Annotated in this window: 21 protein-coding genes; 1 reads left to right on the forward strand and 20 read right to left on the reverse strand. The window is 38.4% G+C overall.

Annotation, left to right across the window (positions count from 1 at the left end; translation table 11 throughout):
- The 14 genes from nuoK to BUB03_RS19390 form a co-directional block, all read right to left on the reverse strand.
- Positions 1-330: an NADH-quinone oxidoreductase subunit NuoK gene (gene nuoK, locus BUB03_RS19330; RefSeq protein ID WP_034703571.1), complete on the reverse strand. Its 330-nt coding sequence runs from the start codon at positions 328-330 to the stop codon at positions 1-3.
- A gap of 4 nt (positions 331-334) precedes the next feature.
- Positions 335-832 (reverse strand): NADH-quinone oxidoreductase subunit J family protein, encoded by a 498-nt coding sequence (locus BUB03_RS19335; protein ID WP_040996952.1) that lies wholly within the window; start codon positions 830-832, stop codon positions 335-337.
- A complete protein-coding gene (locus tag BUB03_RS19340; protein WP_040996950.1) occupies positions 832-1,389 on the reverse strand; it encodes a NuoI/complex I 23 kDa subunit family protein in 558 nt (185 codons plus the stop codon). Before BUB03_RS19340 ends, BUB03_RS19335 begins: the two co-directional genes overlap by 1 nt.
- 128 nt (positions 1,390-1,517) lie before the next feature.
- Entirely contained in the window at positions 1,518-2,582 is a 1,065-nt protein-coding gene (gene nuoH / locus BUB03_RS19345; protein ID WP_073066259.1) for an NADH-quinone oxidoreductase subunit NuoH, read from the reverse strand.
- A gap of 99 nt (positions 2,583-2,681) precedes the next feature.
- Entirely contained in the window at positions 2,682-3,680 is a 999-nt protein-coding gene (locus BUB03_RS19350) for an NADH-quinone oxidoreductase subunit G (RefSeq protein WP_040996945.1), read from the reverse strand.
- Positions 3,681-3,723: 43 nt separating this feature from the next.
- Positions 3,724-4,602, reverse strand: a complete 879-nt coding sequence (locus BUB03_RS19355) for a hypothetical protein (RefSeq protein WP_139258931.1) — start codon at positions 4,600-4,602, stop codon at positions 3,724-3,726.
- Between the two features lie 7 nt (positions 4,603-4,609).
- The gene (gene nuoF, locus BUB03_RS19360; protein WP_073066261.1) at positions 4,610-5,968 is read right to left on the reverse strand and encodes an NADH-quinone oxidoreductase subunit NuoF; all 1,359 of its coding nucleotides are present in this window, start codon (positions 5,966-5,968) and stop codon (positions 4,610-4,612) included.
- Positions 5,969-6,069: 101 nt separating this feature from the next.
- Positions 6,070-6,579: an NADH-quinone oxidoreductase subunit NuoE family protein gene (locus tag BUB03_RS19365; protein ID WP_040996940.1), complete on the reverse strand. Its 510-nt coding sequence runs from the start codon at positions 6,577-6,579 to the stop codon at positions 6,070-6,072.
- A gap of 103 nt (positions 6,580-6,682) precedes the next feature.
- Positions 6,683-7,906, reverse strand: a complete 1,224-nt coding sequence (nuoD, locus tag BUB03_RS19370; RefSeq protein WP_040996938.1) for an NADH dehydrogenase (quinone) subunit D — start codon at positions 7,904-7,906, stop codon at positions 6,683-6,685.
- A gap of 74 nt (positions 7,907-7,980) precedes the next feature.
- Entirely contained in the window at positions 7,981-8,475 is a 495-nt protein-coding gene (locus BUB03_RS19375) for an NADH-quinone oxidoreductase subunit C (RefSeq protein ID WP_040996936.1), read from the reverse strand.
- 5 nt (positions 8,476-8,480) lie between these two features.
- Entirely contained in the window at positions 8,481-9,041 is a 561-nt protein-coding gene (locus BUB03_RS19380; RefSeq protein ID WP_034712360.1) for an NADH-quinone oxidoreductase subunit B, read from the reverse strand.
- 95 nt (positions 9,042-9,136) lie between these two features.
- Entirely contained in the window at positions 9,137-9,508 is a 372-nt protein-coding gene (locus BUB03_RS19385; protein ID WP_040996932.1) for an NADH-quinone oxidoreductase subunit A, read from the reverse strand.
- Positions 9,509-9,629: 121 nt separating this feature from the next.
- Positions 9,630-9,806, reverse strand: coding sequence for a hypothetical protein (locus BUB03_RS21955; RefSeq protein WP_175547517.1), 177 nt, complete (start codon positions 9,804-9,806; stop codon positions 9,630-9,632).
- 169 nt (positions 9,807-9,975) lie between these two features.
- Complete coding sequence (locus BUB03_RS19390) at positions 9,976-11,109, reverse strand: GNAT family protein (RefSeq protein ID WP_040996930.1); 1,134 nt, start codon at positions 11,107-11,109, stop codon at positions 9,976-9,978.
- A 106-nt stretch (positions 11,110-11,215) separates the two neighbouring features.
- Here BUB03_RS19390 and BUB03_RS19395 point away from each other — a divergent pair, with 106 nt between their 5' ends.
- A complete protein-coding gene (locus BUB03_RS19395; RefSeq protein WP_175547518.1) occupies positions 11,216-11,926 on the forward strand; it encodes a zinc metallopeptidase in 711 nt (236 codons plus the stop codon).
- Here the strand turns inward: BUB03_RS19395 and BUB03_RS19400 are convergent.
- The 6 genes from BUB03_RS19400 to BUB03_RS19420 all read right to left on the reverse strand — a co-directional run bounded on the left by BUB03_RS19400 (position 11,923) and on the right by BUB03_RS19420 (position 18,525).
- Positions 11,923-12,528, reverse strand: coding sequence for an IMPACT family protein (locus BUB03_RS19400; RefSeq protein ID WP_073066267.1), 606 nt, complete (start codon positions 12,526-12,528; stop codon positions 11,923-11,925). The genes BUB03_RS19395 and BUB03_RS19400 overlap by 4 nt on opposite strands.
- Positions 12,529-12,642: 114 nt before the next feature.
- Positions 12,643-12,819 (reverse strand): bacteriocin-like protein, encoded by a 177-nt coding sequence (locus BUB03_RS21960; protein ID WP_155859135.1) that lies wholly within the window; start codon positions 12,817-12,819, stop codon positions 12,643-12,645.
- Positions 12,820-12,962: 143 nt separating this feature from the next.
- Positions 12,963-13,994 (reverse strand): bifunctional diaminohydroxyphosphoribosylaminopyrimidine deaminase/5-amino-6-(5-phosphoribosylamino)uracil reductase RibD, encoded by a 1,032-nt coding sequence (gene ribD, locus BUB03_RS19405; RefSeq protein ID WP_073066269.1) that lies wholly within the window; start codon positions 13,992-13,994, stop codon positions 12,963-12,965.
- Positions 13,995-14,057: 63 nt separating this feature from the next.
- On the reverse strand, positions 14,058-15,860 hold the full coding sequence (locus tag BUB03_RS19410) for a DUF349 domain-containing protein (RefSeq protein WP_040996926.1): 1,803 nt from the start codon (positions 15,858-15,860) through the stop codon (positions 14,058-14,060).
- 75 nt (positions 15,861-15,935) lie between these two features.
- Complete coding sequence (locus tag BUB03_RS19415) at positions 15,936-16,673, reverse strand: shikimate dehydrogenase family protein (protein WP_040996924.1); 738 nt, start codon at positions 16,671-16,673, stop codon at positions 15,936-15,938.
- Positions 16,674-16,734: 61 nt separating this feature from the next.
- On the reverse strand, positions 16,735-18,525 hold the full coding sequence (locus BUB03_RS19420; protein WP_073066272.1) for an endonuclease: 1,791 nt from the start codon (positions 18,523-18,525) through the stop codon (positions 16,735-16,737).
- Positions 18,526-18,588: the final 63 nt, after the last annotated feature.

Raw genomic sequence — 18,588 nt, forward strand, 5'->3', positions numbered from 1 at the left:
TTATCCTCTTAATTTATTAAATATACTTACATCTACAGAACGGGTATTTCTATACAGCATAGCAATAATTGCCAGACCTACCGCAACTTCAGCGGCGGCTACCACCATAATGAAGAAAACTAAAAGCTGTCCGTCTCCGTTTCCTTTGTACGCTGAAAAAGCAGCTAATAAAAGGTTTACAGAATTCAGCATAAGCTCTACACAGCCCAAAATAACAATAGCGTTTTTTCTCAGCAATACTCCCAAAACTCCCAGACAGAATAATACTGAAGAAAGTATGATGAAATAATTCAGAGGGACGCTTTGTATAAATGTATTTACTTCTCCCATAATTTTATAAATCTTTTTTACCGATTAATACCGCACCTACAATACCTGCCAAAATTAGGATGGATGCAAGCTCAAACGGCAAAACATATTCGTTAAACAAAAGCCTTCCCAGATTTTTCGTAAGACCCACACCTCTGTCTACATTTTCAACAACAATGTGGTTGTCCTGAACGCCTCTGAAAACACCTAAAACTCCAATTAATAAAAGCCCGGCTGTAAAAACCCCGACAAATTTTAAAGTATTGCCCTTCTTACTTTCGTCTTCTTTATTAAGGTTAAGCATCATCAGAATATAAAGGAATAGTACCATGATGGCACCTGCGTACACTATAATCTGGATAATCGCAAGGAATTGTGCATTCAGAAGGATGTACATGCCCGCAATGGAAAACATCGTAACAATTAATGACAAAACAGCATAGAGAGGATTTCTTGCAAATACAAAGTAAACCGCACTTGCCACTGCTAAAAACGCCACCAAGAAAAATAAAATCTGATCCATTATTTTACCGCATTTTTTTGTTTCTCGGATTGTCTTGTCGTAATGTCAATCCTTTCATTTATTTTTTCAACCAACTTATCTTTTCCGTAGATGAAAGAACCTCTGTTGGTTTCCACATCCACCAATCTGTCTGTAAGATAGATGGCAGATTTCGGACAGGCTTCTTCACACATTCCGCAGAAAATACATCTCAGCATATTGATTTCATATACTGATGCATATTTTTCTTCTCTGTAAAGTCCTTTTTCCTCCTTGGTTCTTTCTGCAGCCGTCATCGTAATGGCTTCTGCAGGACAGGCTACGGCACAAAGTCCACAGGCTGTACATCTTTCTCTGCCTTCCTCGTCTCTTTTCAGAACGTGCTGACCTCTCCAGATGGTAGTTCTCGGCTTTTGTACCTCAGGATATGAATATACTGCGGGAGCTCCTTTTATCACGGTTCTTACAGCATGCTTGAATGTAATCCCCATCCCTGTAAAGATAGCAGGAAGGTAGATTTTTTCAGCAAGGGTCATTTCTTTGTTGGAAACAACTTTTGATCTGTTTGTAAGTTTCATTTAATTATAGATGTTAGATGTTAGACGTTAGATTTTAGACTAATCTTGCCTGTTATCTTAATTTTTAATATTTAATTCATACAAACCTTATAGGTTTTTAAAACCTATAAGGTTTAGATACGGTTTAATTAATTTCCAAACGCTAAAATTACAGCACCTGTAATTAATAAGTTTACCAATGCCATTGGAATTAAAGTTTTCCATCCTAAGTGCATTAGTTGGTCATATCTGAATCTTGGAAGCGTCCATCTGATCCACATGAAGATCAGAATTCCGATTACCGTTTTCGTTAAAAATGCTACGATACTCAAAATTCCTGCTGCGTTTTCGCCCCAGTTCTGAGTAACCCATTCAATTCCCGGATAGTTGTAACCTCCGAAGAAAAGAACCACCATGAACGCATTGGAGATAAACATATTCACATATTCGCCGAACATATATAAACCTAACTTCATGGAAGAATATTCTGTAGAATATCCTGTTACAAGCTCAGATTCACATTCAGGTAAATCGAAAGGGTGTCTGTTGGTTTCTGCCAAAGCTGCAGTAAAGAATACCAGGAAAGCAATCGGCTGGTAGAAAATATTCCAGTTCAGTCCGGAAACCCATGGAATAACTCCCCAAAGATTTCCTGTTGTCTGGCTTTCGGTAATTTCTTTTAAATCTAAACTTCCTGTCATCATAATGATAGAAAGTAGTGCTAATCCCATCGCCAATTCGTAAGAGATCATCTGTGAAGAAGCACGGATAGCACCTAATAATGAATATTTGTTATTCGAAGCCCAACCTCCGATCATGATTCCGTATACCCCAATGGAAGCCATTCCGATGATGAAAAGTACTCCTACATCAATGTTGGCAACCTGCAGGTCAAAAGATGTTCCTGCAATATTTAAACTTTTACCCCAAGGAATAACCGCTCCTGTAATTAATGAAATAAACATTACCAATGCCGGACCCAATACGAAAAGGAATTTTTCTGCATTGGCAGGTGTAAAATCTTCTTTAAAGAAAAACTTTCCACCATCAGCAAGAGGTTGCAGCAATCCGAAAGGTCCTGCTCTGTTGGGACCAATTCTATCCTGCATGATAGATGCTACTTTTCTTTCTGCCCAGGTAGAGTAGGCTGCAATCGTAAGAGACAGCAGGAAAAGTGCCAGTACAAGTATAAGTTTAAATGTTAGTAAATCCATTTTTATTTTTAGATGTTAGAAGATGGGAGCAGAAAATTGAATATTCTCATTGATTTCTGTTTCTCATTTTCAAATTAACTAATTATCAAATTTTCAAATTTATTGTTCGTCTTTTTCACTGATTTCTTTCGCCATAGGATTGTCTAATACTCTTAGCTCATCCTTAGGTTTTTCGTAGTGATTCAATGAAATTACTGAATGTCTGTCGATATGTCTAGGACCTTCAATGTTCCAGTCAGAAAGTTCTTTTCTTTCGAAACGGCAAGTATCGCAGATGAATTCTTCCACTTCTCCCCATTGGTCTTTTCTGGCAGTCACTCTGATGATTTCATCACCTTTCATCCAAACTACGGCTTTTCCTGAACATTTATCACATTTGCAGGTAGCATTCATTGGTTTTGTGAACCAGACTCTGCTTGCAAAACGGGAAGTTCTGTCTGTTAATGCTCCCACCGGACAAACATCAATAATGTTTCCGATGAAGTCGTTATCTAAAGCTTTATTCAAATAGGTAGAGATTTCAGCGTGGTCTCCTCTGAAAAGAATTCCGTGCTCTCTTTCTCCTGTTAACTGGTTTGCAGCCAATACACATCTTGCACAAAGAATACAACGGTTCATATTCAGCTTGATATTCGGACCAAGATCGTCTGCTTCGTATGTATTTCTTTCAAATTCGGTTCTGGTCTCAAGGTTCCCGTGCTCATAGCCAAGATCCTGAAGGTGGCATTCACCGGCCTGATCGCAGATAGGGCAGTCCAGCGGGTGGTTGACCAACAGGAATTCGGTAACGGCTTTTCTTCCTTCCTGAGCTTTTTCAGAAGTAAGATTTTTCACTTCCATACCATCCATTACGTTAGTTCTGCAACTAGCGACTAATTTAGGCATAGGACGCGGATCTGCTTCGGATCCTTTCGAAACTTCGACCAAGCAAGTTCTACATCTCCCTCCACTGGTTTCCAATTTGCTGTAATAGCACATTGCAGGAGGTACAGATTTTCCACCGATTTGTCTGGCAGCTTCCAAAATAGAAGTTCCAGGCAAAACTTCAGTAGTCTGTCCGTCTATAGTTATTTTGAATTTTTTAACCTCTTCGCTCATATTCTATGCTTTCGCTTATGCTTTTAAGGCGTTAAGCTCTATTTTAATTATACTTCTTCGTGTTAAATGTATATCCGATGCCTGCAAGGACCTGTCCGAAAACAAAATCCTGACGTGCTTTATCCGGCTTATTATTTAATGTAGTCTTGATATCCCACATATTGATATATCCGGCTTTAGCCTCTGCCCTGATCATCCAGTTTTTCCAGAAAACCATGTTAAGGCTGGTTCTAAGATCGGTTCCCATACCTGCTACGTGAAAACGGTCACTTCTTTCATTTCCAAAAAGCTTGATGTTACTTTTAGGAAACATCACCCCGATTCCTGCTCCATAAGACCATACCAGATCTATATTCTTTTTATGAACAAGGTTCCTGTATTTCTCAAGACCTAAATTTTCATAATTCAATCCATCCGTATGCTCAAAAGTAAGAAACTGTTCGTCAGCTAAATTTACCTGACCGTTCTGTACCATTCCTGCATATTTAGGATCTGAAATTGTGCCTGAAAAATCAACGGTCTGATTTTGCTTCATCACATATTTCATATGATCTATCCCTAAAACAAGGGCTAAATTATCTTTTATAAAATATCCAATCCTGAAATTGTACTGTGTTACGGTAAACCAGCTTGGATCAAAATAAACGATTCCAAATTTTGTAGGCTTATCTCTTGCCTGTACATTATTCAGTTGAAAATCGTAACCATTTCCTGTAAAATGGATATCTGAGTTGCTAAAAGCACCTCTGTTCCAGCCAAAGAAAACAAACACCTGGCCTTTCTTGCTCAAAGGATTGGGTTTCTGTTTCTTTTCTTTTTTTGGAGCTACCTCCAGTTTATATTCTTTGTCTAATGTATCCTGTTTTATTTGCCCAAAAGCAAACCCCGACATCATTAAGCCGACAACCAATAACTTCTTCATTTTTTAGCTATGCATTTTTTTCAACAGCCGGAATAGGGTCAGCATAATTAGCTAATCCATAATTTTGTGTCTGAGACAGCTCAGGGTTTTTAATGTGCCACTCAAATTCATCTCTGAAATGACGTATTGCTGCTGCAACCGGCCATGCTGCTGCATCTCCCAACGGACAAATCGTGTTTCCTTCGATCTTTCTCTGGATATCCCAAAGTAGATCGATATCTTCCATTTTTCCTTCTCCTTTCTCTATTTTCTTTAAAATCTTATACATCCATCCCGTTCCTTCACGGCAAGGAGTACATTGTCCACAACTTTCGTGATTATAGAATCTTGCTAAAGTCATGGTGTGTTCCACGATGCACTGGTCTTCATCCAGAACGATGAAACCTCCTGAACCCATCATGGTTCCGGTTGCGAAACCACCGTCTGCCAATGATTCGTAGTTCATATATCTTGGCTCTCCGTTCACTGTTCTCAACAATAAGTTTGCTGGAACGATTGGAACAGAGCTTCCTCCCGGAATACAAGCCTTTAATCTTTTACCGTCTTTAATTCCACCACAATATTCGTCAGAGTAGATGAATTCTTCTACAGTGATGGTCATATCGATTTCGTATACCCCCGGTTTGTTGATGTTTCCGCAGGCAGAAATTAATTTTGTACCTGTAGATCTTCCCACTCCGATTTTGGCGTACTCAGCACCTGTAATGTCAATGATTGGAACAATTGCCGCAATAGATTCAACGTTGTTTACCACCGTTGGTCTTTCCCAAAGACCTTTTACAGCCGGGAATGGTGGTTTTAATCTTGGGTTTCCTCTTTTTCCTTCAAGGGATTCAAGCAATGCGGTTTCTTCACCACAGATGTAAGCTCCACCACCTCTCTGAACATAAATTTCCAAATCGAAACCTGTTCCCAGGATGTTTTTACCTAAAAATCCTGCTGCTTTGGCTTCTTCAATAGCTTCTTCAAGAATATCAGGAATCCATGAATATTCTCCACGGATATAGATATATGAAGTGTTTGATCCTAAGCAGTAAGAGGAAATCAGCATTCCTTCAATCAATAGATGAGGAAGGAATTCCATTAGATATCTGTCTTTGAAAGTTCCGGGCTCAGATTCATCTGCATTTACCACCAGGTGTCTTGGAACGCCTTCCGGTTTTGCCAGGAAGCTCCATTTCATCCCTGTCGGGAATCCGGCTCCACCACGGCCACGAAGTCCGGAAGCTTTTACTTCTTCAAGGATTTCATCGGGTGTCATTTTCAAGGCTTTTTCAGCTGCAGTGTATCCTCCCTGTTTGCGGTAAGTTTCAAAGTAGCGAATGCCTTCTATATGTGCGTCTTTAAGTAAAAGTTTTTTACTCATTGTTATTTGCTTCTTGCAATTGGCTTCTGGCTTCTTGCATTAATTATTATTAAACTTTAGTGAATAATTTAAAATCTAAAATTTAGAATTTAAAATTTCTATTAATCCAAGGCAACCTGTCCCTGTCTGCAAAGATCAAGGATTTCGTCCACTTTTTCTATCGTTAAATTTTCATGAAAGAATTTTCCAAGCTGCATCATTGGTGCGTATCCGCAGGCTCCAAGACATTCGGCAGGCTTCAGGGTGAACATACCGTCTTCAGTAGTTTCCCCGTCCTTAATGTTCAGTTTGGTTCTGATATGGTCAAGGATTTTTTCGCTTCCGCATACCATACAAGGTCCCGTTCGGCATACTTCCAAAACATATTTACCAACCGGTTTCATATTGAACATGGTATAAAAAGTAGCTACTTCATATACTTCAATTGGCTTGATACTTAATAATTCAGCAACATAATCCATCACAGGAACGTCTAACCATCCTCCGAATTCTTTCTGTGCTAAGTGAAGTACAGGAAGAAGAGCAGACTTTTGTCTTCCTTCAGGATATCTTGCGATAATTTTGTGGACCTGTTCTAAACTTTCCGGTTTAAAAGCTATTGTTTCGCTCATTTTATTGAATGTATTATTGTACAATGTACAATGTACTAATGACTTATTTATTTTAATCACTGCAAAATCATAAATACATTTTACAATGATACTTTTTACAATTTTATGCGTCTAATTCTCCCGCAATAATATTCATACTACACATGGTAACGATCGCATCTGAAATTACAGAACCTGTGATCATTTCAGGGTAGGCCTGATAGTAGATAAAGCATGGTCTTCTGAAGTGAAGTCTGTAAGGGCTTCGTCCGCCGTCGCTCACCAGATAGAATCCTAATTCTCCGTTTCCTCCTTCTACAGCATGGTAAACTTCTCCTTTAGGAACGTCTGTTTCTCCCATTACAATTTTGAAATGGTAGATCAGAGCTTCCATTTTCTGATAAACATCTGCCTTTTCAGGAAGGTAGAAATCGGGAACATCCGCGTGGAATGGTCCTTCAGGAAGGTTTTCGTATGCTTGTTTGATAATTTTAATAGATTCCCAGATTTCCTGCTGACGGACCATGAAACGGTCGTATGTATCACCTGCAGTTCCTACCGGAATAATGAAGTCGAAGTCTTCATAAGAAGAATAAGGCTGTGCAACTCTTACATCATAATCTACGCCAGACGCACGTAAGTTCGGACCTGTGAAACCATAGCTTAATGCTCTTTCTGCAGAAATGGCTCCTGCTCCGATGGTTCTGTCCATGAAAATTCTGTTTCTTTCCAATAACGTACAGAATTCTTTGAATCTTGGCGGGAAAGTTTTAAGGAAATCCTTTAATAACTCATGGAATTTCGGGGTGAAATCTCTTTCAAAACCTCCGATTCTTCCCATATTGGTGGTCATTCTCGCTCCGCAGATCTGCTCGTACATATCATAAATACGTTCTCTTTCGATGAACATGTAGGTAAGACCTGTAATTGCTCCTGAGTCCATCCCGGTTACTCCGTTACAGATCAGGTGGTCACCGATTCTTGCCAGCTCCATTAAAATAACACGCATATAATCTACACGTTTCGGAACTTTAACACCGATGAGCTTTTCAACTGTCATATGCCAACCTAAGTTATTGATGGGTGCAGAACAGTAATTCATACGGTCGGTAAGGGTAGTGATCTGAGAATAATTTCTTCTTTCGGAAATTTTTTCAAATGCTCTGTGGATATATCCTACGGTTTGCTCTGCGTGAAGGATTCTTTCCCCATCCATCGTTAAGATGTTCTGGAAGATTCCGTGAGTTGCCGGGTGGGTAGGTCCTAAATTGAGGGTGTAAAGCTGCCCGTCAATCTGCTCCTTACTTTCGTATTGGTTAAGTATATTAGATAATGAGTTATCTTTCATAATTTAAATGCTTTAGGCTTTAGGCGCTAGGCTTTAAGCTTACTGCTTATTGCTTATTGCTTACTGCATTATTTTTATCTTCCGAACATATCATCGTTCTTATCTGTTCTGGTACCGTCTTCAAGTCGGTATTCCTTCAGCATAGGATGGTATCCGAGGTCTTCCATATTGAGGATAGGTCTCAGATCAGGATGTCCTTTAAATTTAATTCCATAAAAATCATAGGTTTCTCTTTCCATCCAATTGGCTCCTGCAAATAATTCCACAAGGGAGTCCACTTCAATATTTTCTCTGGACATAAAGATCTTCAGACGCAATCTGAAATTGTCCATCATATTATGAAGGTGATAGATGACACCAATTTCCTTGTCCGGAAATTCGGGATAGTGAATCCCGCAGATGTCGGTAAGAAAATTGAATCCTAACGATGAATCTCTCAGATAGTGAATGATCTTTTTGATATCATCTTTCTTCACCTCAATGGTTAACATTCCATAAGGTTCTGAGCTTGAAATGACAGATTCCGGAAATTCTCTTGTGATTGCTTCTAATACAAATTCGTTTGTCATTTCCGTTAGTTGCTTATGTTGTAAGAATCTAATAGTTTCTGGTATTCAGGCATATCTCTTCTTCTGATGCTTTCGCTTTCTGCAAGGGCCTGAACCTGCATTACCCCTTCGATGATCTGTTCCGGTCTCGGAGGGCATCCCGGAACGTATACGTCAACCGGAATAATTTTATCAATTCCCTGTAATACAGAGTATGTGTCAAAAATACCACCGCTGGAAGCGCAGGCTCCAACAGCAACCACCCATTTTGGCTCAGCCATCTGAGTGTAAACTTCTTTCAGGACGGGTCCTAACTTTTTGGATATGGTTCCGCAAACCATCAGCATATCTGCCTGTCTTGGTGAGAAAGAGTTTCTTTCCATACCAAATCTTGAAGCATCATAGGTAGGGTTCAGGGTTGCCATAAACTCGATACCACAACAAGAGGTTGCAAAAGGTAACGGCCAAAGTGAAAACTTTCTTGCCATTCCGATTACACTGCTCAGTTTCGTTGCGAAAAAACCTTCTCCTTCAAATCCTTCCGGAGCAGGTGCATCTGTTCTTATTACTGGTTTTTTATCTGACATCTTGTAGATGATTTTAGATTTTAAATTTTAGATTTTAAATTAACTTTTAATTCAAAATCCCCATCTAAAATTTTAATTTAAAATTTATAAATTCTCTATTTGTCCCAATCTAATGCACCGCGTTTCCAAACATAGAAAAACGCCATGAAGAAAATTGCAACAAATGTAAGTACGGCCAGGAATCCTTCCATTCCGAATTCTCTGAAATTCACCGCATATGGGTAAAAAAATACGATTTCAATATCGAATAGTACGAATAATACCGCAGTCAGGAAGTATTTAATGGAAAACGGCGTTCTCGCATTTCCCTCTACAGGAACCCCACATTCCCAGCTTTGGTTTTTTACAGAATTTCCTTTCTTCTGTTTTGGTCCCAGAAAATGGGCTCCAAGCAAAGAAACAGCTACGAATGCCACAGCTACACCTGCTTGAATTAGAATTGGAATATAACTTTCAGGTAAATTCATTTTTGCATTATTATCTCAATTTGCAAATTTAGCGAATAAACAAGAAAGCATGAAATTAATAAGCTTAAAAGTGGGATGAAAATAGGGAAAAGTGGTAATTTAGAATCAATAAAAATAGTATTTATTTCTTCATTTTTTTGAGGAGAGAATAGGCCATGAACGATATATATCCAAAAAGAATACTGGCAAGAGCAATATTAACGATCGTATTCATCCTGTCGTCCTCGATACGGAAGAAGAAATTGTAAGCAATGAATATGGCAATAAGAACGGCGAAGACAATGAGATGTGGTTTCATGGGATGGATGTTGTGAGGTTCGGGTTTCGTGATGTGGGTTTAGTGTTTTGAAGTTTTAGGCAGGGTAGATGGTTTGAAATTTCCAGGTTGTAAAGTTTGAGTTATTAGTTTCAGATATAAAATAAGTCTACTAATAACTCATCGCTTATTACCCATTACTCATTACTCATTACTCATTAACTAAAGTCATGGAGTATGTCCTTCTTCTCTTATGGTTTACAGGGTTGTAGTCCTGCCACAGTAGCTGAACACTTTTGTTTTCTTCCAGTTCAGGATTGGTTTCTGCAAACTGAATTCCCATACTGGTAAAACGTACAAAAATTTCTTTGAAGATAATGGCCGTTACACCACGTCTCTGGTATTCAGGGTGAATTCCGATCAGATAAAAATTGGCCCGGTCGTTTTTCTTTCCTGCCTGCAAAAAATGCCACCATCCGAATGGAAGGAGCTTTCCTTTTGACTTTTGTAGTGCTTTGGAATAGGAAGGCATTGTAATGGCAAAGGAAATCAGTTCATTGTTTTCGTCCACTACACAGATCACGTAGTTTTTGTCTATAAAAGGGAAATACTTTTCTTTGTAAGTCTGTATCTGCTCATCCGTGATAGGAGTGTAGGTAGAAAGGTGCTTATAAGTTTCATCAAGCAATTTAAACATAGGTTCTACGAACGGTAAAATTTCCTGCTTTGATTTGAAATTAAGTACTTTAAGCTTGTATTTCTGAGCGATCAGTCCACTGAATTTTTCGACTTTTTCAGGAAGAACTTTTGGGAAGTTCATTTCATATTCCACCCATTCCTTTTCTTTGGTCATTCCAAGATCTTCCAGGTGTTTAGGATAATATTCATGATTATAGATTCCGATCATGGTAGCTAATTTGTCGAAGCCCATCGTAAGCATTCCGGCCTTATCAAGATTGGTAAAGCCCATTGGCCCTTCGATCTTCTCTATGTTATTTTCTTTGGCATAATCTATAGCTTTTTGAATCAACGCTTTAGAAACTTCTTTATCATCAATAAAATCGATCCATCCGAACCGGACTTTTCTGATGCCTAGTTCCTTTTCTTCTTTATGGTTGATGATTACAGCGATTCTTCCAACAACTTTATTGTCTTTCAGTGCAAGATATTGTTTCGATTTTGAATACTGTAGTGCCGGATTTTCCTTTTCGTCCCAGATTTTGAATTCGTCTTTGATAAAGGAAGGGACATAATAAGGATTATTTTTATAAAGATCCATTGGAAACCTTACGAACTTTTTTAATTCATCTTGGTTTTTTACTTCAATAACTGAAACTTTAGACATAGTTTAGAGGGTAATTAAAGAGCAAATATAGATAATAAAATGTAATACTTTGGCACAGTTTTTACATCATTATGATTAAAATTTAAACACAAAAAATCTATATAAAATGATGGGTTATTATATCATTATCGGTATTTCAATGATGGTGAGCTGGTGGGTTTCGTCGAGATTGAAATCGAAATTTGAATATTATTCCAATGTACATCTCAGAAACGGCCTTTCCGGAAAAGAAGTGGCAGAAAAAATGCTTAGAGATAACGGGATCAATGATGTGCAGGTAATTTCCGTTCCGGGTCAGCTGACGGATCATTATAACCCGGCAGATAAAACAGTTAATCTTTCAGAAGGAGTCTATATGCAGAGAAATGCTGCGGCTGCGGCTGTAGCGGCACATGAATGTGGGCATGCAGTTCAGCATGCGGTAGGATATTCAATGCTGAATCTGCGTTCAAAACTGGTTCCTGTTGTTAATATAAGTTCTAATTTAATGCAGTTTGTCCTAATTGCCGGTATCGGGATTATGGCGGCGACGAGATCTATTGATAATCCAAACGGTAATACTACGGTTCTGGCGATAGGAGTGGCGATGTTTGCAATGACAACGCTTTTTGCTTTTGTAACCCTTCCGGTGGAATATGATGCAAGTAACAGGGCCATGAAATGGCTTAAGGATACAGGAACAGTTACTCAGGAAGAATTTGTGGGGGTTCAGGACAGCCTGAAATGGGCGGCAAGAACGTACGTTGTTGCAGCTATCGGATCTCTGGCGCAGCTTTTATACTGGGGATCTTTACTGTTAGGAAGCAGAAGGGACTAATCTATAAATTCAAATGAAACATACTGCATCTCGGATAATTTATCTGAGATGCTTTCTTTTTGGGATAATTTTAAAGAAGCGATAAGGATACAGTTTTCATTGGCATCAAAATTCAGAACCTTTGCATCAAATTTCGAAAGGAGGGTGAAAATGGTATTCTGCTGATTAAAGTTAAACTGAATTTCAATTTCTGTTTCAAGCTCCCGGGTGACAATATGGGCTTCTTCCAGTGTCATCTTGGCGCATTCTTTATAGGCTTTCACCAATCCTGAAACGCCAAGCTTTGTGCCACCATAATACCGGACAGAAATTACTAAGACATTCGTTATTTCATGGGCCAGAAGCTGATTGTAGATCGGAAGACCCGCGCTTCCGGATGGTTCTCCATCATCATTGGCCCGGTAATTTTCTCCTTCAAGGCCCATTCTGAAAGCATAGCAGTGATGGGTCGCTTTAGGGTGCTCCGCCCTGATTTTATCTAATGCTGCCTTTAATTCCTTTTCATTATTGACAGGAAAGGCAAATCCGATAAACTTGCTTCCTTTTTCTTTTAGTAAGGTGTTTTCTATGGGTTTTTCTATGGTTTTGTATTCAAACGTCATTCGTGCCGGCTTTATCAATGCAAAAGTATAAAATACAGGATAAGTTATGCAATCATAAATTAAAAAGAAGCCGTCAAAATTTTGACGGCTTCTTTTATTTTACGACAGGTCCTTCTATGATCCGCAATAATCCAATGGAAGCAGACACATGTAGTTTGTAGGACCACAAAAATCTTCAGGACACTTATCTCTGCATCTTGTGGGTTCTCCGGTAGGAAGTGTACAGTTTACAAATGCTCCGCCGGTAATGCTTTTTAAGCCAATTCTTGAAATTTTCTTTAGATTTTTCATTTTAATTATAATTTGGATTCAAAGTTTTAATTCACCATGAAGTTACTTATTTGTTTTCTATTAAAATGTTGTTTTCTGAAAATTTTATTATGTTAAATGACTTATGCTAATGTAAATGATACTGATAAAATAAAAATTTTAATCTAAGGATTTAGTTTGTAAAATGAAATTGTATTATCTCTGAATATTTTAATATCATTGGGTTTAAGGTCCGATATATCAGGTGCTTTAGTACCATTCTCCAGTAGGAGGCTTTTGTTTCTGATTACAATAGCTTTGTCCCAAAGCCCTTCTTTAATAAACTGCTGTAGGGTATAGCTGCCTCCTTCTATAATAACGGATTGTATCTGTTCTTTGTACAGAACAGTCATCAGGTTGTTCAGAAAGTTTTCTTTTTCAATCTTGATGAATTTGATATGGTCTTTGGTTTCTTCTTTTTTACTGTTTATAACCAAAGTTGGTGCCTCAGGGGTATATATTTTAAAATCTTCCGGAACTTTCAGATCGAGATCAATAAGGATTCTGAAGGGGTTTATTCCTTCAACATTTCTTACGGTCAGGCTTGGATTATCATTCAAGGCAGTTTGTGTACCCACTAAAATAGCGTGCTCATCGGCTCTCAACTGATGTACGAACTGGTTAACCAAAGTATTTGAAATAGCTGTCGGTTTGAAATCTTTATCTAAAAAACCATCTCCTGATTCTGCCCATTTTAAGATAATGTAAGGTCTTTTCTTTTCGTGATAAGTGAAGAATCTTTTATTAAGTTCAATACATTCCTTTTCAAGTACTCCTGAAACGGCTCCGATACCTGCATCCTGAATAATTTTTTTTCCTTTTCCATTTACCTTGTCATGGGAATCCATCGCGCCTATGACTACTTTTTTAAAGCCAAGTTCTTTGATTTTTAAAGCACACGGTGGTGTTTTTCCATAATGGGCACATGGTTCAAGAGAAACATAAATGGTGGATTCCGGGATAAGAGCCTTGTTTTCTACTGAGTTGATCGCATTGATTTCAGCATGGTTTTCTCCTGCTTTATGATGATATCCTTCCCCGATAATCTTTCCTTCATGAACAATCACGCTGCCTACGAGAGGGTTGGGGTAGGTTTTACCAAGGGCTTTTTGAGCCAGCTCAATGCATCTTTTTATGTATAATTCGTCGGTATTCATAAGGTAAAAAGAAAAAGCGAAGACAAATTTCTTTGCTCCGCCTTTTTATATTTGTTTAATAAATTAATCTCCTGTAATGATATTGTGAAGATTCTGTTTTAAGGTTTCCAGATGAGCCTTCTTCTCGTCAATCGTGTTGAATGTATCTCTCAGAAGAGGATTTTCTCTTGATGGCTTGTTGAAGAACGCAAGGTTGTTTTCAAGTTTTACAATCTCACCTTCAAGGTCAGAAATCTGGCTCTTGATCTTTCTTGCTTTGTCTGTAAGCTGGTTTTCTGTTAATCCTTCTTCTTTAAGTTCAAGTTCATTGATCTTATTCAGCTTCAGTTTTTCTCTTAAAGCTCTGTTGAATTCGGTATTGATGGAAATTTTGTCTCTCGGTACCTTTCCGATGTTGTTCCAGGCTGTTTTTATAGCTTCTATTCTTTCGATACTGCCTTCTTCGTTGGAAACGGTCTTCAGTTCTTCAAGGATTTCTTTTTTCTGCTTGTAGTTTTCTTTCCAGTTATCGTTGGATGCGTTATTTTTCTCTCTGTAATTATTGAAAAATGTGTTACACGCGTCGCGGAATTCATCCCAGATTTTATTGGTCATGCTTTTTGGAACATGCCCGATCTTTTTCCAGTCTTCCTGAAGTTTTTTGAACAGAGGAACGGAAATATCCCATTCTTCATTGTTCATATTATCCTGGGCAGTCTGGATAAGCTTCAGTTTTTCTTCCAGATTGGCCTGTTGGGAGCCTTTCAGGGATTTATAGTAATTGTTTTTTGTTGTATTGAAGCCTCTGAGCGTCGTTTTGAAATCATTCCAGTTTTGGTTGGAAAGTTTTCTTGGAACGCTTCCTGTTTTTAAGAATTCTGTGCGGAGATCTTCCACCCTCTTAATTGCATTCTGCCAGTAACTGTGGTTAGGCGTTTCAGAAGGCTCGGACAGTTTCTTAATTTCCGCAATGATCTGATTTTTCTTTTCCAGATTGGTGTTCTGTTCACCTTCGATAGCTGCTGAAAGTTCAGATTTTCTTTCGTGGATTTTGTTGGAAATCTCCTTGAATTCTTCCCATGTTTTTTCCCGGAATTCTTCAGCTACAGGTTCAGCTTCTTCTTTCCATAGTTTATGAAGATATTGAAGCTCGTTCAGTGCTTTCTGAATTACCGGCTCATTTTCCAGTTCTTTGGCACGGGCAATGATGTGCTGCCTTTTTTCCAGATTATGGCTGAATTCCTGTTCAAGAAATTCTTTATTCAGATCCAGCATCTGATAAAACTGATTCAGGTGATGGAAGTAGTTGTTATTTAGGATTTTAAATTCAGACTTAGCAACCTGTCCTGCTTTTGACCACTCTTCTTTGATCTCACGGATGGATTTGAAGAGATTGGTTCCCGGTTCGGAATTGGTATAAAGATTTTTAAGCCTTTCTATGATATTCTGACGGTGCTCAAGGTTTTTCTTTTGCTCTTCGTCCTGAGATTTCTGATAGCTGTCGTGCTTTTCTCTGAAAATATTGATTAAAGCAGAGAGCCTGGACTGTGAAGGATGCTCGTAGCTGAAGTTTTCAGGGGCATTTCCGCCTTCTGTATATTCATGCTTCTTGTCTTCCACTTCATCATGGATGTAATGACTTGCTTTTTCTTTTAACTGGTTGAATCTTTTGAAATTTTCACCTGCATTAGGTGAGTTGATAATGGTTTCCATTTCTTTCAAAGCATCAGCCAGAGAGATATCCTCAACATGGTCTTCCTCTAAATGTTCTGCATCATCATGAGTATTTTCAATGGCAGATGCAGAGGTTTCCGAGGTTTCTTCCGGAGATACTTCATTAGAATTTTTGTTTTCTTCGTTTTCAGAAAGATTGTTTTCTGTAGTCATAGCAAATCTTTTATGTGAGTGGCGTTAATATCCTTTTGTATATAGCTGTAAAGTCAATTAAGGTACTAATTTAGGTTATTTTTTTTGAAAATTCCAAATTTCCCAGGCTTTTTCTGCTTGCTGTTCAAGCATATAATACCCATTGACTGTTTTCGCTCCTTTTTCTGATGCATTGATGATGAATTGGGTGTAATTCGGGTTGTAGATCAGATCTATGATCAGATGTTCGGAAGTGATTCCTTCAAAAGGAAATTCAAGGCAGTCCTCAACGTTAGGAAATGTACCTACAGGTGTACATTGGATGATGATTTTATAGTCGCGTACCGTATCACTGTCGAGATTATTAAAATTAACTTCAGAATTTCTGGAGATAATGATGGATGGAATTCCGTGTTTATCCATGACATATTTCACAGCTTTTGCAGCCCCGCCATTTCCTAAAATCAAAGCTTTGTCCTGGTGTGGTTTCTTATGGAGAAGAAGCGTTTTCTCAAAACCGAAAGCATCGGTATTGTAACCTGTCTTTTTTCCGTCTTTGATTAAAACACAGTTGACTGCTCCAATTTTCTCCGCTTCGTCACTCAGGCCGTCAAGGTAATCCACAATTTTTTCTTTGTAGGGGATGGTAACATTAAATCCCAAAAGCTCAGGATCATTAAGGAGCTTCTTTACTTCATCAATTTCATTCAGGTCGAAAATATCATAGGTGAAATCTTTCAGCATTAATTTCTGAAATTTGTCTTCGAAGAATTTTTTGGAAAAGGAATAGGAAATATTCTTTCCTATCAATCCTAATTTTTTATTGGAATCCATACATCAAAAATAAAAAAAAGACCGAAGAAATCGGTCTTTGTTACTAAATATTTTTTACGGGTTAGTCTACCATGAATTTTGTAGAGAAACTGTCTGTTTTTAAAATGTAGTTTCCTTTGGTAAGTCCTTTAAGGTTGATTTTGTTTGAGTTTTTAAACGGATTTGCAATCACTTCGATTAATTTACCGGAAAGGTCATAAATCTCAGCTTTATAAATTTTATTTAAATTTTCACCTTTTACGGATAGTTCATTATTTCTTACCGGGTTAGGGTAGATTGTGAATTCCGATTTGTCTTTTTTCACCTCCGAAGTTCCTAATGTACCAAAACATGTCCAGGTAAGGTCATCAATGGCGACTCTATTTCCTGTTATCGGATTTACAATTTTAATGACAATATCTCCGCTTACGTTAATGTTATTGATTGTAATTGAAGCTGCTGGAGCTGATGCAGTGTAAGGAATTGTTCCTACTGTTACACCATTTACCAGAACGTTGAGACTGCCCGGATCGCCACTAAATTTCAGTTGGGCTTTTAGAGATAAGCTTCCAATACCTCCTGAAATTGTACTACTTGTAAGACTTCCGTTTCTGATAGTAATTGCTTTCCCTGAAAGTGTCTGGTCGGTTCTTGCATCGGTTGCGGTCCAGGTAATATTATTATTAGTCCATACTGTTGTTGCATATGTATTTGGAGCACCTGTAATTGTCTCAAAATTTTCAGTTCCACAGCTTGTTCCTCCCGGCTGTCCTGCTAAAGTTGTTCCATCTGCATTGTTACTTTGCGGAGAGGCATTTCCTGAAGCATCTTTAGCAATCACATAGAAAGTATAAGTGGTAGACGGCGCCAATCCCTGAACAGTGGCAGTAGTGCCTGAAACCGTCATTTTGAATACTCCGTTAGCATATACATCATAGCCTGTAACCCCGATATTATCTGTAGCCGCTGTCCAGCTTAAAGAAATCGTACTGGATGTAGGATTCTGAGTAATAAGGTTGGTAGGAGCAGTAGGAGCCTGTGTATCTGCAACCGGTGTGCCCCATATCTGGTTAACGTAAGAAGGGTTGTCTATAAATGGATTTCTGTTTCCCTGATAGGTATAAGATGCGTTGTTTCTGGCAATTTCCTCAGCGGATACAGGATCTGCAGCATGCCAGGCTAAAAGCTGGTTCAGTTCCCATGGCTGAAGACCCGGGAAGGCTGATCCGCCAAGCATATTTCCTGTACTGAATCCTGAAAGGCCGTCTTCATATCTCGTTACGAAATAGAAGATCATTCTTGCTACATCACCTTTGAAAGCATCGATAGGCTCAAATACAGTTCCCCCATATCCAGGAGATGCTGAATTTCCGAGCTTAGAACCATTATACGAAGTAAAAGTAGCATTCTGTACTTTCCCGAATGGATAGTTCGATCTCATACCATTGACTTTCCCATCTGTAGCACGGATGAAATGAATATCTGCTACCATTGGATGTGCCTCATTGAATAAGCTTTGGGGTACAATATGCTCTCTGTTGTAGCAGTCACCCTCACTGTTATAGCCACTACCACCACATTGATTTGTACCTAAGGTATATGAATAAGAATCTGGTCCATTTGGATTTTCAGAGTAAATATCCAGAATAGTTCCGTCATTTTCATAGAAATTGTCACGGTCTGTTGTTGCGTAACCAGTCCATAGACCATTGTAGCCATTGTCCTGATGCCCTTGCGAAATTATATTTTTAAGAGCCGTTTTAAGTTGAGCACCAGTCAACCCTGTAGCAGTAGCATAATAACCGGCTGGTGCTTGTGCTGATGCAAAAATAATTGCAAAACTTAATAAGAAAAAAGATAAAATTTGTTTCATTTCAAAAAAATTGGGCCGTAAAGGTACAAAAAATTGAAAATGAAGTATATTTTATTTTAAATT

The sequence above is a fragment of the Chryseobacterium oranimense genome, assembly GCF_900129755.1.
GTDB classification, from domain to species: domain Bacteria; phylum Bacteroidota; class Bacteroidia; order Flavobacteriales; family Weeksellaceae; genus Chryseobacterium; species Chryseobacterium oranimense.

Excerpts from the sequence above, each read along its gene's own strand:
- ribD (WP_073066269.1), bottom strand. The coding sequence starts at position 13,994 with ATGAATACCGACGAATTATACATAAAAAGATGCATTGAGCTGGCTCAA.
- BUB03_RS19375 (WP_040996936.1), bottom strand. The coding sequence starts at position 8,475 with ATGACAAACGAATTTGTATTAGAAGCAATCACAAGAGAATTTCCGGAA.
- BUB03_RS21955 (WP_175547517.1), bottom strand. The coding sequence starts at position 9,806 with ATGAAACCACATCTCATTGTCTTCGCCGTTCTTATTGCCATATTCATT.
- BUB03_RS19365 (WP_040996940.1), bottom strand. The coding sequence starts at position 6,579 with ATGAGCGAAACAATAGCTTTTAAACCGGAAAGTTTAGAACAGGTCCAC.
- BUB03_RS19420 (WP_073066272.1), bottom strand. The coding sequence starts at position 18,525 with ATGAAACAAATTTTATCTTTTTTCTTATTAAGTTTTGCAATTATTTTT.
- nuoF (WP_073066261.1), bottom strand. The coding sequence starts at position 5,968 with ATGAGTAAAAAACTTTTACTTAAAGACGCACATATAGAAGGCATTCGC.
- BUB03_RS19395 (WP_175547518.1), top strand. The coding sequence starts at position 11,216 with ATGATGGGTTATTATATCATTATCGGTATTTCAATGATGGTGAGCTGG.
- BUB03_RS19350 (WP_040996945.1), bottom strand. The coding sequence starts at position 3,680 with ATGAGCGAAGAGGTTAAAAAATTCAAAATAACTATAGACGGACAGACT.
- BUB03_RS19380 (WP_034712360.1), bottom strand. The coding sequence starts at position 9,041 with ATGTCAGATAAAAAACCAGTAATAAGAACAGATGCACCTGCTCCGGAA.
- BUB03_RS19335 (WP_040996952.1), bottom strand. The coding sequence starts at position 832 with ATGGATCAGATTTTATTTTTCTTGGTGGCGTTTTTAGCAGTGGCAAGT.
- BUB03_RS19410 (WP_040996926.1), bottom strand. The coding sequence starts at position 15,860 with ATGACTACAGAAAACAATCTTTCTGAAAACGAAGAAAACAAAAATTCT.
- nuoK (WP_034703571.1), bottom strand. The coding sequence starts at position 330 with ATGGGAGAAGTAAATACATTTATACAAAGCGTCCCTCTGAATTATTTC.
- nuoD (WP_040996938.1), bottom strand. The coding sequence starts at position 7,906 with ATGAAAGATAACTCATTATCTAATATACTTAACCAATACGAAAGTAAG.
- BUB03_RS19385 (WP_040996932.1), bottom strand. The coding sequence starts at position 9,508 with ATGAATTTACCTGAAAGTTATATTCCAATTCTAATTCAAGCAGGTGTA.
- BUB03_RS19400 (WP_073066267.1), bottom strand. The coding sequence starts at position 12,528 with ATGACGTTTGAATACAAAACCATAGAAAAACCCATAGAAAACACCTTA.
- BUB03_RS19415 (WP_040996924.1), bottom strand. The coding sequence starts at position 16,673 with ATGGATTCCAATAAAAAATTAGGATTGATAGGAAAGAATATTTCCTAT.
- BUB03_RS19390 (WP_040996930.1), bottom strand. The coding sequence starts at position 11,109 with ATGTCTAAAGTTTCAGTTATTGAAGTAAAAAACCAAGATGAATTAAAA.
- BUB03_RS19340 (WP_040996950.1), bottom strand. The coding sequence starts at position 1,389 with ATGAAACTTACAAACAGATCAAAAGTTGTTTCCAACAAAGAAATGACC.
- BUB03_RS21960 (WP_155859135.1), bottom strand. The coding sequence starts at position 12,819 with ATGAAAAATCTAAAGAAAATTTCAAGAATTGGCTTAAAAAGCATTACC.
- nuoH (WP_073066259.1), bottom strand. The coding sequence starts at position 2,582 with ATGGATTTACTAACATTTAAACTTATACTTGTACTGGCACTTTTCCTG.
- BUB03_RS19355 (WP_139258931.1), bottom strand. The coding sequence starts at position 4,602 with ATGAAGAAGTTATTGGTTGTCGGCTTAATGATGTCGGGGTTTGCTTTT.